General features: G+C 65.4%; 11 protein-coding genes and 3 pseudogenes. 10 read left to right on the forward strand and 4 right to left on the reverse strand.

The features are described 5' to 3' along the window. Positions 1-244: 244 nt before the first annotated feature. A pseudogene (locus ACFWW8_RS35055) lies at positions 245-670 on the forward strand (alpha/beta hydrolase); the annotation flags it as partial. 61 nt (positions 671-731) lie between these two features. Beyond that, positions 732-1,154 carry a hypothetical protein gene (locus ACFWW8_RS35060; RefSeq protein WP_386535992.1) on the forward strand — a complete coding sequence of 141 codons (423 nt, stop codon included), beginning with the start codon at positions 732-734 and terminating at the stop codon, positions 1,152-1,154. Here ACFWW8_RS35060 and ACFWW8_RS35065 read toward each other — a convergent pair. After that, positions 1,151-2,361: pseudogene (locus ACFWW8_RS35065) on the reverse strand (IS110 family transposase). The gene ACFWW8_RS35060 and the pseudogene ACFWW8_RS35065 overlap by 4 nt on opposite strands. A gap of 235 nt (positions 2,362-2,596) precedes the next feature. On the opposite strand from ACFWW8_RS35065, the pseudogene ACFWW8_RS35070 reads away from it, so the two are divergent. The 4 genes and pseudogenes from ACFWW8_RS35070 to ACFWW8_RS35085 all read left to right on the forward strand — a co-directional run. Next, a pseudogene (locus tag ACFWW8_RS35070) lies at positions 2,597-2,901 on the forward strand (alpha/beta hydrolase); the annotation flags it as partial. Between the two features lie 1,737 nt (positions 2,902-4,638). Then, positions 4,639-6,558, forward strand: a complete 1,920-nt coding sequence (gene htpG, locus ACFWW8_RS35075) for a molecular chaperone HtpG (protein WP_386535994.1) — start codon at positions 4,639-4,641, stop codon at positions 6,556-6,558. A 466-nt stretch (positions 6,559-7,024) separates the two neighbouring features. Beyond that, entirely contained in the window at positions 7,025-8,209 is a 1,185-nt protein-coding gene (locus tag ACFWW8_RS35080; RefSeq protein WP_386535997.1) for a ParA family protein, read from the forward strand. Then, a complete protein-coding gene (locus ACFWW8_RS35085) occupies positions 8,206-9,237 on the forward strand; it encodes a ParB/RepB/Spo0J family partition protein (RefSeq protein WP_386536000.1) in 1,032 nt (343 codons plus the stop codon). The genes ACFWW8_RS35080 and ACFWW8_RS35085 overlap by 4 nt, the downstream gene beginning before the upstream one ends. Before the next feature lie 222 nt (positions 9,238-9,459). Here the strand turns inward: ACFWW8_RS35085 and ACFWW8_RS35090 are convergent, their stop codons facing one another. Next, positions 9,460-9,627: a hypothetical protein gene (locus ACFWW8_RS35090; protein ID WP_386536003.1), complete on the reverse strand. Its 168-nt coding sequence runs from the start codon at positions 9,625-9,627 to the stop codon at positions 9,460-9,462. A 77-nt stretch (positions 9,628-9,704) separates the two neighbouring features. On the opposite strand from ACFWW8_RS35090, the gene ACFWW8_RS35095 reads away from it, so the two are divergent. Beyond that, positions 9,705-10,244 (forward strand): transposase, encoded by a 540-nt coding sequence (locus ACFWW8_RS35095; RefSeq protein WP_386536005.1) that lies wholly within the window; start codon positions 9,705-9,707, stop codon positions 10,242-10,244. Further along, on the forward strand, positions 10,241-10,789 hold the full coding sequence (locus tag ACFWW8_RS35100) for a transposase (RefSeq protein ID WP_386536020.1): 549 nt from the start codon (positions 10,241-10,243) through the stop codon (positions 10,787-10,789). Before ACFWW8_RS35095 ends, ACFWW8_RS35100 begins: the two co-directional genes overlap by 4 nt. Before the next feature lie 380 nt (positions 10,790-11,169). Here the strand turns inward: ACFWW8_RS35100 and ACFWW8_RS35105 are convergent, their stop codons facing one another. Next, positions 11,170-11,628, reverse strand: a complete 459-nt coding sequence (locus tag ACFWW8_RS35105) for a DUF4259 domain-containing protein (protein ID WP_386536008.1) — start codon at positions 11,626-11,628, stop codon at positions 11,170-11,172. Positions 11,629-12,336: 708 nt separating this feature from the next. On the opposite strand from ACFWW8_RS35105, the gene ACFWW8_RS35110 reads away from it, so the two are divergent. Then, complete coding sequence (locus ACFWW8_RS35110; protein WP_386536010.1) at positions 12,337-13,089, forward strand: TnsA-like heteromeric transposase endonuclease subunit; 753 nt, start codon at positions 12,337-12,339, stop codon at positions 13,087-13,089. 8 nt (positions 13,090-13,097) lie between these two features. After that, entirely contained in the window at positions 13,098-14,195 is a 1,098-nt protein-coding gene (locus tag ACFWW8_RS35115) for a hypothetical protein (protein ID WP_386536012.1), read from the forward strand. Between the two features lie 5 nt (positions 14,196-14,200). On the opposite strand, the gene ACFWW8_RS35120 is transcribed toward ACFWW8_RS35115, so the two are convergent. Further along, a partial coding sequence (locus ACFWW8_RS35120; protein ID WP_386536015.1) for an IS3 family transposase occupies positions 14,201-14,808 on the reverse strand: 608 nt, incomplete at its 5' end.

Genomic DNA, 14,808 nt, shown 5'->3' on the forward strand with positions numbered 1-14,808 from the left:
TTCGCTGGGACGATTGAGTCGGTCGCCCAGGCTGGGACGGACACGTCAGGCAGATCCGGCGCCGGCTCCGCAGAAACCTGTTGGCGCACTACGACGCCGCTGCCATTTCCGGAGGCCGTGCGAGAGAACGAGGAGGTGGTACCTGTGAACACAGTATTGACATGGGTGCTCTCCTCCGAGGTCACGGTCGGGCTATAGATCGTCCGGGAGGCGCCGTTCCAAGGCACTCCCGAGAGGCACGATCATGCACTTCACCTCCAAGTAACGCCTCGACGACGGCGTCCTCGCACGCGAACCCACCGCGATGAGATTCCTGGCATCCTGTGGACACCTGCATCCGCATCCGCACCGGGCCGCTGATCCTGCTGGGCCACCCTCCACTCGGGCTGCGCAGGATGTCCTCCCGACTGATAGACCGGGCCCGGCACTCTGCGGCGGAGGGCTTCGCCACGGCCACCATCGAGCTTCCCGGAAGCGGCGACCGGCCCCGTTGGCCCGCTGCCGAGCAGGCCCGCGCCGGGTGATGGAGGCCGGCGAGCGGGTAAACGACGAGATCGTCGACGCCCTCATCCTCCCGCTGGTCGACCGGGCCGTCCCGGAATGGCAGACCGCCCTGGACGCCCTCCTTTCATTGCCCGAGATCGGCGGCCCGGTCGGGTACTCGGGGGGTGCCCCTATCTCTTTGGTCAAGGTGGTCGGGTGCTGGTTGGGGCGTCTGGAACGATGTGCCTGTGCATGCTGATGATCAGGTTGGCGAGGGTGTCTCTGCGGACCTCGCGGCGTTTCTCCGGAACGCTGATGACGGCCGTCCGGTGAAGATCGTTCCCTCCGTCTGCGGCGGGTGCGGCGGGCGCGTGTTCTTCGTGCTCGTTGACGATGTCGAGGGCGGAGCCGAGCGGGTGTGCGCTGGTTGCGGCGTCCGCGCGTTCATCGCGGATAGCGAGGAGTTCTGGGAGGACGCGGATCCTGGCGAGGCCGGCTGCCCGTGCGGGAGCGAGGAGTTCGAGACTGCGGTCGCGTTCTCGCTCGCCGGCGACGGGTCGGTTCGCTGGGTGACCGTTGGGCTGCGGTGCCAGAAGGACGGTGCCGTGGGGGTCTATGCCGACTGGAAGATCGATTACGGCCCCACGGATCACCTCCTGGCCATGGTCTAAGTCTGCGGAGCAACGGCCCTAACGGGCTGCGGTTCGTAGAAGGTGCCGTCCCGGAGCATTGCGAAAAGCACGTCGGCCCGTCGTCGGGCGAGGCAGAGCAGGGCCTGGGTGTGGTGCTTGCCCTGGGCGATCTTCTTGTCGTAGTAGGTCCGCGATGCCGGGTCGCCAAGGGCGGCGAACGCGGAGAGGAAGAAAGCGCGTTTGAGCTGCTTGTTTCCTCTTCTGGAGGGCTGTTCGCCGCGGATCGAGGACCCGGAACTGCGGGTCGCGGGGGCGAGTCCCGCGTAGGCGGCGAGGTGGCCTGCGGTCGGGAAGGTGCTGCCGTCGCCGACCTCGATCAGGATCCTGGCTCCGGTCCTGACGCCGACTCCCGGCATCGACCTCAGGACCTTCGAAAGAGGGTGGTCCTCCTGGAGTTCCTCGATCCGTCCGGCCAGGAGTTTCCGCTGGTCGAGCACCGCCGTCAGCGATCCGGCCAGGCTCGGGACGATAAGCGCGGCAGCCTCGGTCCCCGGAACGGTGACCGTCTGCTCGTCCAGGGCGGTGAAGATGTCCTCGACCAGCCGCTCGGCCATCCTCGGTGCCTTCGGCCGTAACAGCGTGACCAGGCGGCGTCGGCCGGCCTTGCGGATCTGGGCCGGAGACCCGAACCGCTCCAGCAAGGTCAGGACGGCCGGGTGTTGCATCCGCGGCCCCAGCACCCGTTCCAGCGACGGATGGATCTGGGTGAGCAGGCCGTGGAGCCGGTTGGCGACGCGGGTCGCTTCGCCGGCCAGGTCGTCGTCGAACCCGACGATCATCTCCAGCTCGGCGATGGTCTCGTCCTCGCCGTCGATCGTCCGCAACGTGTGCGGCATCGCGCGGGCCGCGTCCGCGATGATGAACGCGTCCTTCGCGTCCGTTTTGGCCTCGCCTGGGTAGAGGTCGGCGATTCGCCGCATCGTCAGCCCCGGAAGGTAGGCGACGGGGCAGCCCATGTCCCTCGCGATGGCCAGCGGCAGGGCGCCGAGGCCGGCTGGTCGACCACGACCAGCACCGTTCCGTGCTTGGCCTGCAGCTTTGCGAAGAGCTCGCGGAGCTTGGGTTCGGTGTTGGGTAACCGCTTGTCGAAGGCCTTCGTCCCGGCTGGGGTGACGGCGGTGGCGTGGTGTTCGCCCTTGCCGACGTCCAGGCCGAGGAAGACGTCGATGTCGCCGGTGTCGATCACGTGCAGGCCCCTCCGCTCACGCTTTCGTCCGGCCTTGCCTCGGCATCGAGCTGCCACATCCACGTTACGGAGAGCTCTTCCGGCTCGGGTGAAGCCGGTGCTCAAGCCCCTCATCAGCGGTCCGTCGATGCCTTTGGGCCCGGTGACACCACCCCCCGGATCATCAACAACAAGGGGGGGAAGTCATGCCGGACCCGAAGGCCGGAGGCCCCATTGCGGAGCCACGAAGACGGTAACGGGGGGAGTGATCTCCATCGGCATCCGGCTCGCGGTGGTCGAGCCGTGCATCGTGGCCGCCGGCTTCTTCGCCAGCGTTTCGTGCCTCGCACCATGTTCGAGGAGGCCCGCCAGGTCACCATTCCGCTGCACGTCCTACTGCAGTGGGACGACGAAGGCAACGGCCGACAGGCGGCTCTGGATCTGTTCGACGCCTTCGGTTCCAAGGAGAAGTCCCTGAACGCCAACATGGGCGGGCACACCGGCGTCCCTCAGTACGCCGCAGATGCCGCGGCCCGGTTCTTCACCCGGCACCTCAAGTGAGGTCAGGCCGTCAGGCAGACCGCAGACGGTAGGCGCCCTCAGGTCAAGATGCCTCATCGAGACGACAGGCCCCGCCTCAGGGCGGGGCCTGTCGTCATGCAGCAAAGTCCATTGAGTGCCTCCGGCGGGGCCGCCCTGTCCAGACAGGAAGGCGGGCCGGGCGTCGTTATGAGGGTTGTTGGGCACCGTATTCGCAGGGCGCGGCGCTCAGTGCCCGAGCCGTATGGGGGCCACAGGGGCTCTCAGGGGACAGGGCTCCCGCCAGCGTATTCCCGAAGGCGCAGTCGATGCCAACTGGAGCATGGACCAAGCGCGTCGTTATGGCTTCCGTCATGCTTGTCGAGACTTCCTTCTTCGGCGTGCAGCGGGGCTTCGGCCCGGCTAAGTTCATGATCAGTCCGCGCCGACACGGGTGCGTGGGCTAGGACCGGTTTCCGGCGCTCTGGGTATAGCCGGACCGCATGCGGGCCTCGGCATTCCGCCAGAATGCCGAGGCCCGGACTATCTGCTGCTGGTGTCTTCTGCGAGCTCCGTCGGGCGGACGACGCTTCGGAGCTGTGGCCCGTGGACGGGAGAAGCGGCGTTACATGACAGTGGTTCCCGCCCGTCGGACACCACCGCGGTCACCCGTGAGGACCGGCTTCCGTCACACGTGGTCCCTCCGCCCCGCAGGATCTGACGGTCTCTGTGCTGCCACGCACAGGAGTCTCCAGGCGACAACCAGTGCGCGCGAAGGCGAAGGGCGTCATTGGTTTGTCACCCTCTCGGTAGGCGTTCATCGGCAACGTCGGCGGCCTCGATCGAAATGCGGGTCGATCAGCTGCGGGGCCGGTCCAGCTCATGGAAGAGGTACGTGCGCATCAACGTTCCGAAGCACCTTCAGCAGGTTCAGGTGATCGATGCGAGTGTGCTGCGCACCGTAGTAATATGTCGTCCAATCGATGACGCAAGGTGAGTCATCTATTGGACGACGCAAGTGGAGGGGGAGACGTCCGTGACTGCCGGCGAACCGACCGCGGCCAACACGAACGCCTGCGGCCCAGCGTTGCTCCTGGCCGCCGCATCGGCTCTCAGAGCCGCCCTGCGCGTTGCTCAGTACGAGTCCCCCGACGGGGCCGCCCCGGTTCCGAGCATGCGCTGGCGCCCCTGATGTTGCTACGGCAGGTGCGCGAGAAGCTCGCCGGATGGGAGACCAGGCTGATCGAGACAGCCCGCGCGCTGCGCCACCTGGACCGATCCCGCCCTTCCCATCGGCGTCGCCAGCCGCCAGGCAGCCGAGCGCCGCTATCTCCGAGGCTGCTGCGGCGCCAGCAGTACCGTCGAACAGCGTGCGACGGCCGCCCGTCAGGCCATAACCACCGAACGCGTTCCGCGACCTGTGCTCGCGCCAACGCCGCAGATCTGCGCCAACTCGCCGGTCAGATTGCTTCGCTCACCCACCTTGCGTCCGAGGCACGTTCAGCTCAGGTCGCGGTGTACGTGTCTCCCTGCGCGCCGCCGACGCCGCGGAGCACATCGCTACTCCTGACTGACATGCGCCCTTGTCTCGATGCACACCACCGCCCTCGACAACCGGCTCACGGCAAGAGCGAACGACGACGCCTGACCCCATCACAGGGGGACGCACGCACAGGGTGTGCCGCCTGCCGCCCTGCCCAGAACCGTGTCGGCGCGGGGAAATGATCCTTCTTCACCCAAGTCCGATCCATCCATGACGTACCCATAGGAAGGGCCCACATGAGCAGCAGTGTCGAGACGCTGGAATTCCAAGCCGAGACACGCCAGTTGCTTCGCTTGGTGATTCACTCGATCTACTCGAACAAGGACATCTTCCTGCGCGAGCTGATCTCGAATGCCTCCGACGCACTGGACAAGTTGCGGCTGGAATCCCTGACTGACTCCAGCCTCATCGAGACAGATCCCGACGACCTGCACATCTCGCTGGAGCTCGACAAGGACGCCCGCACCCTGACCGTCCGCGACAACGGAATCGGCATGAGCCGGGACGATCTCGTCGACCTGATCGGCACGATCGCCAAGTCCGGAACCGCCAGCCTGCTGGAGAAGATCAAGGAATCAAAGGACGCCACCACTGCAGAAAACCTGATCGGACAGTTCGGCGTCGGCTTCTACTCAGCCTTCATGGTTGCCGACAAGGTCACCCTGCGCACCCGGCGAGCCGGCACCGACACCGGCACCCAGTGGGAGTCCGACGGCGAGGGCGCCTACACCCTCCAGCCCGTCGACAACCTGCCCGTCGGCACCGCAGTCACCCTGCACCTCAAGCCTGCCGACAACGAGGACGGGCTCGCCGACTACCTGTCCGAGTGGAAGATCCGCCAGATCGTCAAGCAGTACTCCGACTTCATCCGCTGGCCTATCCGGATGGCCACCGAGCGCACCGATGCCGAGGGCGAAAGCACCCACGACGTCGACACTCTCAACTCGATGAAGGCACTCTGGGCCCGGCCGCGCACCGACGTAACCCAGGACGAGTACAACGAGTTCTACCAGCAGATCAGTCACGACTGGCTGGCCCCGGCCGAGACGATCCATATGCGCGCCGAGGGCACCTTCGAGTACGAGGCACTGCTGTTCATCCCCTCACAGGCACCCTTCGACCTGTTCGCCCGCGAGACCAAGCGCGGCGTGCAGCTCTACGTCAAGCGGGTGTTCATCATGGGCGACTGCGACGCGCTCATGCCCAACTACCTGCGCTTCGTCAAGGGCGTGGTGGACGCCCATGACCTGTCATTGAATGTCTCCCGCGAGATCCTGCAGCACGACCGCCAGATCAGCAGCGTACGTCGGCGCCTGGTCAAGAAGGTCCTCGGCGCCATCAAGGACATGCAGTCCAAGGACGCCGAACGCTACGCGAACGTGTGGGCGCAGTTCGGCCGCGCGTTGAAGGAAGGCTTGGTCGAGGACGCGGACAACACTGAGGCCTTGCTTCAGTTGGTGTCGGCCGCCTCCACGCACGACCCGGAGAAGACCACCACCCTGGGTGAGTACGTAGAGCGCATGAAGGACGGTCAGGACACGATCTACTACCTGACCGGCGAGACCCGCGCGATGGTGGAAAACTCCCCGCACATGGAAGCCTTCACCGCTAAGGGGTACGAGGTCCTGATCCTCACCGACCCCGTCGATGAAGTGTGGGTTGATCGGATCCAGGCTTTCGACGGCCACCGCCTGCAGTCCATCGCCAAGGGCCAGGTCGATCTCGACGAGACCGCCAACGACGACCAGGAAACCGACGCCGAGAAGGCCCAGCGCGAGAAGGACTTCGCCGCCCTGCTCCCGTGGCTGACCACCACCCTGTCCGAGCAGGTCAAGCAGGTCCGCCTTTCATCGCGACTTACGACCTCAGCGGCATGCATCGTGGGTGACGCCCACGACGTGACGCCGACCCTGGAAAAGATGTACCGAGCGATGGGTCAGCAACTGCCCACCGTCAAGAGGACCCTGGAACTCAACCCCGCACACCCGCTGGTCACCGCACTGCGTACGGCACACGACGCCAACGCCGACGACCCAGCACTCGCGGAGATCGCCGAACTGCTATACGGCAGCGCACTCCTCGCCGAAGGTGGCGATCTGCCCGACCCCGCGCGCTTCACCCGGCTGCTCACCGATCGTCTGCCCCACGCCCTGTAACCCAGGGACCTGGTCCGGAGTACAGAAGGGCCCAGTCACATCCACCCCATCCCGAGGCGTGCCTGAGGGATACCTACGGGATGCAACTTGTAGGTGTTCATCGCTCGAGCGCCGTAGGTGACGACCAGGCGCGGGGCCGCATCCATTGCGCACGGAACTAGCGGTCTTCGTCCGCGTGGTGCTCAAGGAGCCTCTGTCCCGACAGCCGTCGGAACAGAGGCTCCTTGGCGTTCCAGGTGCTGGCTGATGAGCGTCGCCGCCCTGTAGTAGTGGCTTGAGGACGCACCAGGTGGCCAATGATGCACCTGGCCTGCACCTCCAACAGTCGCACTCACTCCATGGCCTGACTTCGAGGCAGTGCTAACGGCGTTAGCACCTGATCGTTAGTAGCAACTAACGCAGAAAGCAGGCGAAACGTATCCAACGTGTGGCACGAACTGGGATCGACGGCAGTATGCTACCGCCTATGTCATCTCCCAACTCGGGGGGTGAGCGGGAGAAGCTCGTCTCCAAGCTGCCCGCCCACCTCCAGCAAGCGCTCAAGGTCCGCGCCGCCCAGCTGCAAATCGACATGCAAGATGCCGTCGCCAGCGGCATCAACGCATGGCGGAACTGCACGGACGAGCTGCCCAACGTCAACACCGCCGGCGCTGACTCGTTCGGCACCTACCTGCCCGAAGGCCTCTACGAGGACTTCAAGGGCGACTGCCGCGAGCGAGGCGTCTCCTACATCCAGGGCCTGGCACAGTCCGTGGTGCTCTGGCTCGCCGACAACCCCGCGCACGTACGAGAAACCACCCGGCGCATCATCGTCTGCAACCAGAAGGGCGGTGTCGGCAAGACCGCGATTTCCGCCGGCCTAGCCCAAGCCCTCGCGGAGGATCCCACCGCAATCGGAGCCATGGCCGACACCGCGGTCGGGGGCCAGAGGGTCCTCCTCGTCGACTACGACCCGCAAGGCCACCTCACACACCAGCTCGGCCTCACCGCCATCCCTGCGGGCGAGGAGAGCCTCATCACCCACATGCTGCACCGTGAGCAGGCCAAGCACTCGCTGCTCGACCTGACCATCGCCATAAGCGGCGATCGGTTCGGCGGCCGACTGCGCATCCTGCCCGCAGCATTCGACGCTTTCCTCCTCGACTCGGGGCTCACGACATTCCGCGGCCTGCGCCACGCCGCACTCGAACGTGCCCTTGCGCCGCTGGAAGAGCACTTCGACATCATCGTCCTGGACGCGCCCCCCAGCCTGGGCCTCGCCATGGACGCCGCCCTGACCTACGGTCGGCAGCGAGACGGCGAGAAGCCCGGCTCATCCGGACTCGTCGTACCCGTTGAAGCCGAAGACACCTCTGCCCAGGCCTACGGCATGCTGATCCAGCAGATCGGCTCCGTATCCCAGGACTTCGACATCGTCATCGATCAGCTCGGACTCGTCGTCAACAAGTTCGACAGCCGCCGCGGGTACATCGCGACGTCTTCCCTGGAGAAGTGGAAGTCCCTCGGTACCCCCCCGGTCCTGGCCGTCGTGCCCGACGTCAAGGAGCAGCGAGAAGCCGTACGCAAACAGCGTCCCCTCCTCGACTACGCGCCTGACTCTGAGCAGTCGCATCAGATGAGGAAGATCGCTCGAGGAGTGTCGATCACGTGAGCAAGGCAGACATGCTGGGGGACTCCCCGACCTTCAACGCAGTAGCCCAGCCAATGAGCAGCCGCGCCGCTTCCTTCGCGCGGTTCTCGGGACAGGACCTCCCCGCCTCCGAGACACCGACGAGCCACAGCGGCACTCTTCGCGTCGCCCTGGAGGCTCTGGCGCACAACCCGTTCAACCCGCGCGAGGAACTCAAAGCTGTCGACGATCTCGCGGACAGCCTCACGTCCCGAGGCGTTATCCAGCCCCTTGCCGTCGTTACCCGGGAAGCCTTCCTTGCCGCGCATCCCGGCCATGAGGGTGAGGTCGGAGCGGCGTCATACATCGTCGTGGACGGCAACCGACGTCTCGCCGCAGCGAACCTCGCCGGCCTGGATGATGTACCCGTACACCTCGACGATTCCCTCGCCGAGGATGCCGACACCCTCCTGGAGACGGCTCTCACAGCGGCAATCCAGCACGAGAGTCTCGACCCGCTCGACGAAGCCAAGGCTCTTGCCAGGCTCGTCCAGGTTCACGGTTCCCAGCGTGCTGTTGCCCGGGCCCTGGGTAAGTCGAGCCCCTGGGTCACGCAGCGCCTTGCCCTCCTCAAGCTCACGCCGGAGCTTCAGAAGCAGGTCGAAGACCGGAGCCTGCCGGTCGAGATCGCTCGCAACGTGGGTCAGCTGCCGGCACAGAAGCAGCAGTCAGCCGCCGAGGGAGCGCTCGTCAAGCGAGCGGAAACCAAGCGGAAGAAGAAGGAGGAGGCTGGTGCTAACGGCGTTAGCACTCCACCACCCACCCCAGCTCCAGTCCCGGCTATTCCTCCGGCTGTTGCGAAAGGTCAGGATCCCGAAGAGCAGGACGAACAGTTCGGCAAGGCGGACCCGGCTGACGACTCAACCAAATTCATCGACTTCCGTAAGCTCCCGCGAGTTCCGTGGGGTGACGGCCACGGGGTTGCCGATCTCGTCTTCAAGAAAATGGATGAAGAGCAGCGCGAGGTGCTCCTGCTACGACTCCTTGCTGCACGCGCTAAGCGGGGATAGCTGGCCAGTACGCAGAAGCCGAACCAGGTGGCCGACTCGCCGATGGTGGGGTGCTAACGCCGTTAGCACCCCACCGCGTCAGCCTCCGATGCAATCAAAGTGAGAACCACGGTTTCACGAAGAGGAGTCGGGGCCGCGGCCCGTCCCGCGCTCGCCCTCTGGAATGCCTCTACTCTCCCTGGGCCGTCCGTGGGCCCCTCCGTCGGCGTGGCACTCGGGCCGCTACTGCAGTCGCTTCGCGACGAACGCCTTGATCTGCCGACGGCCGCAGTGGATGCGCTCCATGTCGGTCTCGAAGCTGCTGCGTTCGTCGTCGGACAGCGGGGGAAGCAGTTCCTTGTCCAGGAAGCTGATCACGAAGTCGAGAACCTCTGAGGCTTGGCTCTTCACGGGAGGGGCGTTACTGACCTTGAAGTTGTCTTGTCGTAGGTACTGACGGTTGGTGATCGTCGCGGTATGCCGGGTGTATGAGGTATCCGCAGGGTGGGGGTCTGACCCCGGAGAGGCAAGCTTTCCGTGAGCGGGTCCGGATGGAAGCGGTTTCGATGTTCGCCGACGGGCGGGGCAGTACGGAGCTCGCGAAGGAGTTACGGGTCAGCGTGCGATCGGTTCAGCGGTGGCGTCGTGCTTGGCTCGAGGCCGGCCAGGACGGGATTCGTTCCCGTGGCCCGGTGTCCCGGCCGAAGCTGAGTGACGCGTTGTTCGCCGTGCTTGAGGAGGAGTTGGCGAAGGGGGCGGTCGCGCATGGCTGGTCTGATCAGAGATGGACGCTGGCACGGATCAAGACGTTGATCGGCCGACGGTTCCACAAGTCCATGACGCTGTCGGGGATCTCGCAGATGCTGCGGAGACACGGCTGGAGTCACCAGGTTCCGGCCCGTCGGGCCGTCGAGAGGGACGAGGCGGCCGTGGCCGGATGGGTGCAGGAGGTATGGCCTCACCTGGAACCACCGCGGCGGCGCTCGAGGCCTGGATCGTCTTCGAGGACGAAGCCGGATTCTCGATGACGCCGCCGACCTCCCGCACCTGGGCCCGACGCGGAACCACCCCGGTCATCCGGGTCCGCGGCCGATCCCAGCGTCGCTTCTCCATGGCGGCGCTGTGCTGCTACAAACCCGGGATGTGCTCTCGCCTGATCTACCGTCCCAGACGGCATACCGATCACAAGAGCGGAGGTCGCAAGAGCTTCGCCTGGACCGAGTACCGCAACCTCCTCATCGCCGCCCACCAGCAGCTCGACGGACCGATCATCCTCATTTGGGACAACTTGAACGTCCACAAGGACCGCCGGATGCGGGCCTTCATCGACGCACAGGACTGGATCACCGCCTACCACCTGCCGCCCTACGCACCCGACCTCAACCCCGTCGAAGGCATATGGTCCATCCTCCGCAGGACCAGCCAGGCGAACACCGCCTTCACCGACCCTGACCACCTCATCCGCCGGCTACGACACGGCCTCCGCCAGATCCAATACCGCAGCGACATCATCGACGGATGCCTCACCGGCACCGGACTCACCCTGACGACACCACGACTACAAGGTGAGTAGCGGAGGGGCCGGGGAGCCAAAAGTGCGTCGAGCGTTGCGGTGCTTCGCCAGCTATCGAGGGTTGTTCCGTCCTTTGGGGCGATGGCGACCTACGCGATGTGCTGCGGGCGTTAAACGGCCTCAGACGGGGTGCAGCTGCTCGGGCTCCCGCTCTCGAGTTCTGAACGCCGAGCCTTGCTGGGGGCCTTGAAGACCAATACTCAGTGCTCGAGTTATAGGCGGGCTTTCAGGAAGACCTCCGTGCCGGCGGCCAGGTGGAGCACGACCTACTTCATGCCGCGTCGACCATCACGCTGTCATCCACGACCGTGGCCTGGCGCACCACGACGTTCAGACCCGGGAAAAGGACGTCTCGAAGCGATTCCGTCTCTATGACAACGTCATCCCCAGAGGAACGATCCTGCATTCCAGCCCTTCGAGCGCCTGTAGTCAGGGGGCGATTCCCACGGCGCGAGCGATCGTCTGGAGCATCGCTCGCCATGCCTCCGCACCAGTGGTCTCGACCCAGCCTCTGCCATCTCTGAGCCGTCCTCCAGAACACGACGAAGCGCCCTCCCCGCCTCAGGCCGGAGCGAGATCGGCAAGACGGGCAACGGCTCAGCAGGACCGTCATCAGGATCGATCACTACGTGGCTGCCCGGAATCTGGCACGCGAGGAGGGCAGCAGCGGCAATGGCTTCGGCCCCATCCCCGCCGTCCACGCGCGAGCCGGAGTCCACCACCCTCTGGAAGGCCCTCGTCGTCGCCTCGCCGACCTGCTCAGTCGACATCCCCGCAAGCCCGTCGACGAAGTCTGCGGCCATATCGCTGTCGAACGGACCGGTCCCCCACGTTCCCATGTATTACTCCCACCATCCGGACTCGGTGACGCCAGCATCTCAGCACGCTCTGACACCGCGGAGCAGCGGGAGCCGGCAACGCTCGCCGACTGACACCATCCCGCGGATGACGTAGGCATCACGGAACAGCGGTCACAACCAACCAGAGCGCTCAGTCTCGGCGACGCCTGGTCGGCGCTGGCTTCTGTCGACCATCACCGACGGGTTGTCCGCGCAGGCGGCGGCCGGCGGGGGCAGCTCGGGGGCGGGGCTCGGTCATGATCAGAACTTATCCGGGATCAACCCCGTAAGGACAGCTGTAGAAGGTGATCAGAGTATTTGAGTAGGGATGTAAGCGTGTCTGATGGCCCAAAGAGGCGATCTCGATGGGTTTTCCAAGATCAAAAGGCCTGTACGGCCTTCTGGTGACCTGAGAGTCACTCCGAGGTCATGCCATACCGGCGACTCGGCGTTCGGCCGCCTACGGTGCCATTCTGAAGGTCGATTTTTCGCGAGTAGGCCAGGAAATTCACTGCGATACCCGGACGAGTGTCCCGTCTCATCGAACTTGGAGCTGATGTCACCGAAGGTGGACGAACCACGGTTTCGTCTCATCCAAGTTTGAGTGACCGTTCACACGGGCGAGGGGTTTCGCCATCTGACACGCAGCTTCGCGCCGGCACTGGGGAGCCTGACCTTTCAACGAGAGGCACGGGGCGGCAGGGGTGTATGGCGGAAGAGCTTGCGGATACGTGCGTGCAGTCTGCGCTTGATGCGTTCGAGCTGTGCTTCTACGAGGGTGGCATACAGGTTCGCCGCTCTTTGAGAGTCAGCTGGAACGCGTGCTTCGAGAGGGTAGATCCGGTGCGCGCGTTTCGCTGGTCCAAGGGCGGTGGGAGCTACGCGGGGTGGCACTGGTCGGCGACAACTGGTGGCCACGTTGGGTACGAGTCGTGGCTGGAGCGGGACCGGTTGATCCTCCTCGATGCGGATCCGGACGTGAAAGGGATCGCCTCGCAACCGTTCTGGCTGCACTGGCATGACGGCTCACGCAAGCGCCGGCATGCTCCGGACTACTTTGTGCGGCTCGCGGACGGCCGCTGCCGGGTCGTCGACGTCCGCGCCAGTGATCAGATAGACGAGACAACCGCCGATGCCTTCGAGGCAACAGAGCGGGCATGTCGGGCGGTGGGCTGGGAGTTCGTACGTGTCGGTGTGCCGGATCCCGTGCTGATGGCGAACATGCGATGGCTGTCGCGCTACCGCAGGAGCCGGTGCGGTCGTCGGCCCGAGCTCGCTGAACGGCTGGTCAGCATCTTTCAGGAGCCGGCTCCACTGCTGGCGGGGGCCGCGCGGGCAGGTGATCTGCTCTTGGTGCTGCCGGTGTTGTTTCACCTGTTGTGGAACCGCACGCTGGTGACGGATGTGACTTCTCAGCTTCTGGCAGCGGACAGCTTCGTGCAGGCCGTGAGGGGGGAGTAGTGGGACGGTTGGCACGAACGACGGGGCTCGGGGTCGGTGAACGGGTGCGGTTCGAAGGCCAGGTCCGGATGGTCCTGGCCCTTTCGGGCCGCTCGGTCCATCTCTCGGACCTCGGCCGCGAGCCTCGGGCGGTTGACCTGACCGTGTTGTTCGGAGATGCGGATTTCGAGGTCATCGATAGTCCCGGTCGGATGCCCCTGCCACCGGTATCCCTGCTGGAGACACTGCCGCAGTCGGTGCTGGAGAAAGCCTTGTGGTGGGAGGGCCACATTCTGGAAGTCCTGCACGGGGTGCCGGCGGACGCCCCGCTGGGCACGGAGCCGAACCCGGAGTACCTCCTGACCCGGTCGCTCACTATGCGGGAAGGGGCCAAGGCCGCCGAGCTGACGGCCGCAGGACACACGGTGAGCGCGAGCACGGTCGGCAAGCGGCGTCGCCGCTACGAGACGAACGGGGTGCTCGGCCTGGCTGATCACCGTTCGGTCCGCAGGACACCCAGGTATGGAGCCGTGGACGAGGCGGTGGTCACGGCAATGAAGCAGGCAGTCAGCGAAGCAGTGGACGCCTCCACCCGCACGGGCACGTTCCTTTTGTGGCGGACCGGCGAGATCCTCAGGAACAGTGAGGAGGGTCGGACGGCCTCACTGCCGTCCCGCTCGACGCTCTACCGACTGCTCATCAAACTCACCGCGGGCACCCACACCACCGGCTCCGCCGTGACCCGCAGGTCACGGGCCCATGGGGCGTCAGCTCCGTTCAGCGAACTGCCGGCTTTCGCGCCTGGTGAGGTCATGCAGATCGACTCGACTCCGCTGGACGTGCTGGTCCGCCTCGACGACAGCACCTCGGGCAAGGTCGAGCTCACCGGCATGATCGATGTCGCAACGCGAACGGTGACCGCAGCCGTGCTGCGGCCCACCACGAAATCGGTGGATGCCAGCGTGTTGCTGGCACGCACCGTCACGCCGGAGGTGATGCGGCCCGGCTGGATCGACGCCCTGCGGATGTCGCGTTCGGTGCTGCCGCACCGGCGGTTGTTGAGTATCGACGAGCGTCTGGAGCACGCGGCTGCACGGCCGGTGATTGAACCGTTCCGGGTTCGGTAGAGACTCTAGATCTTGACTCTGACCTGGGGGTTCGTGGTTTCGCGGTAGTAGTTGGTCTCGTATTCGACGGGCGGGATGTGCCCTATTTCACCGTGCAGCCGACGGTGGCAGTACCAGTCGACCCACTCGGCGGTGGCCAGCTCGACCTCCGAGAGCGTCTTCCATGGGCGGCGGGGTTTGATCAGCTCGGTCTTGAACAGGCCGATAGTGGCCTCCATCAGCGCATTGTCGTAAGCGTCGCCGACCGATCCGATCGACGCGGCGATCCCTGCCAGGTCCAGGTGCTCGGCCAGCGCGAACGATGTGTATTGCGACCCGGCATCGGAGTGATGAATCAACTCGCCTTTTTCATAGGGAAATTGGTCCCGTTCACGCTGCCAGAGTGCCATCTCGAGGGCGTCCAGGACGAGCCTGGTCTCCTTCGATGTGGCTGCTGACCAGCCGACGATGCGGCGGGAGAAGGTGTCCACGATGAAGGCGACGTAGACGACGCCGGCGAACGTGGCGACGTGGGTGAAGTCGGCGACCCAGCAGCGGTTCGGGGCCGGGGCGACGAAGTCGCGGTCCGCGAGGTCCGGGGCTCGGTCCGCGTTCGCGTCGGGGATCGTGGTGA

It is taken from the genome of Streptomyces sp. NPDC058701 (assembly GCF_042715295.1).
Classification (GTDB): domain Bacteria; phylum Actinomycetota; class Actinomycetes; order Streptomycetales; family Streptomycetaceae; genus Streptomyces.

What these genes read in the sequence shown, in the direction of transcription:
- htpG (WP_386535994.1), top strand. Translation starts at nt 4,639, where the DNA reads ATGAGCAGCAGTGTCGAGACGCTGGAATTCCAAGCCGAGACACGCCAG.
- ACFWW8_RS35080 (WP_386535997.1), top strand. Translation starts at nt 7,025, where the DNA reads ATGTCATCTCCCAACTCGGGGGGTGAGCGGGAGAAGCTCGTCTCCAAG.
- ACFWW8_RS35095 (WP_386536005.1), top strand. Translation starts at nt 9,705, where the DNA reads ATGAGGTATCCGCAGGGTGGGGGTCTGACCCCGGAGAGGCAAGCTTTC.
- ACFWW8_RS35100 (WP_386536020.1), top strand. Translation starts at nt 10,241, where the DNA reads ATGACGCCGCCGACCTCCCGCACCTGGGCCCGACGCGGAACCACCCCG.
- ACFWW8_RS35105 (WP_386536008.1), bottom strand. Translation starts at nt 11,628, where the DNA reads ATGGGAACGTGGGGGACCGGTCCGTTCGACAGCGATATGGCCGCAGAC.
- ACFWW8_RS35110 (WP_386536010.1), top strand. Translation starts at nt 12,337, where the DNA reads ATGGCGGAAGAGCTTGCGGATACGTGCGTGCAGTCTGCGCTTGATGCG.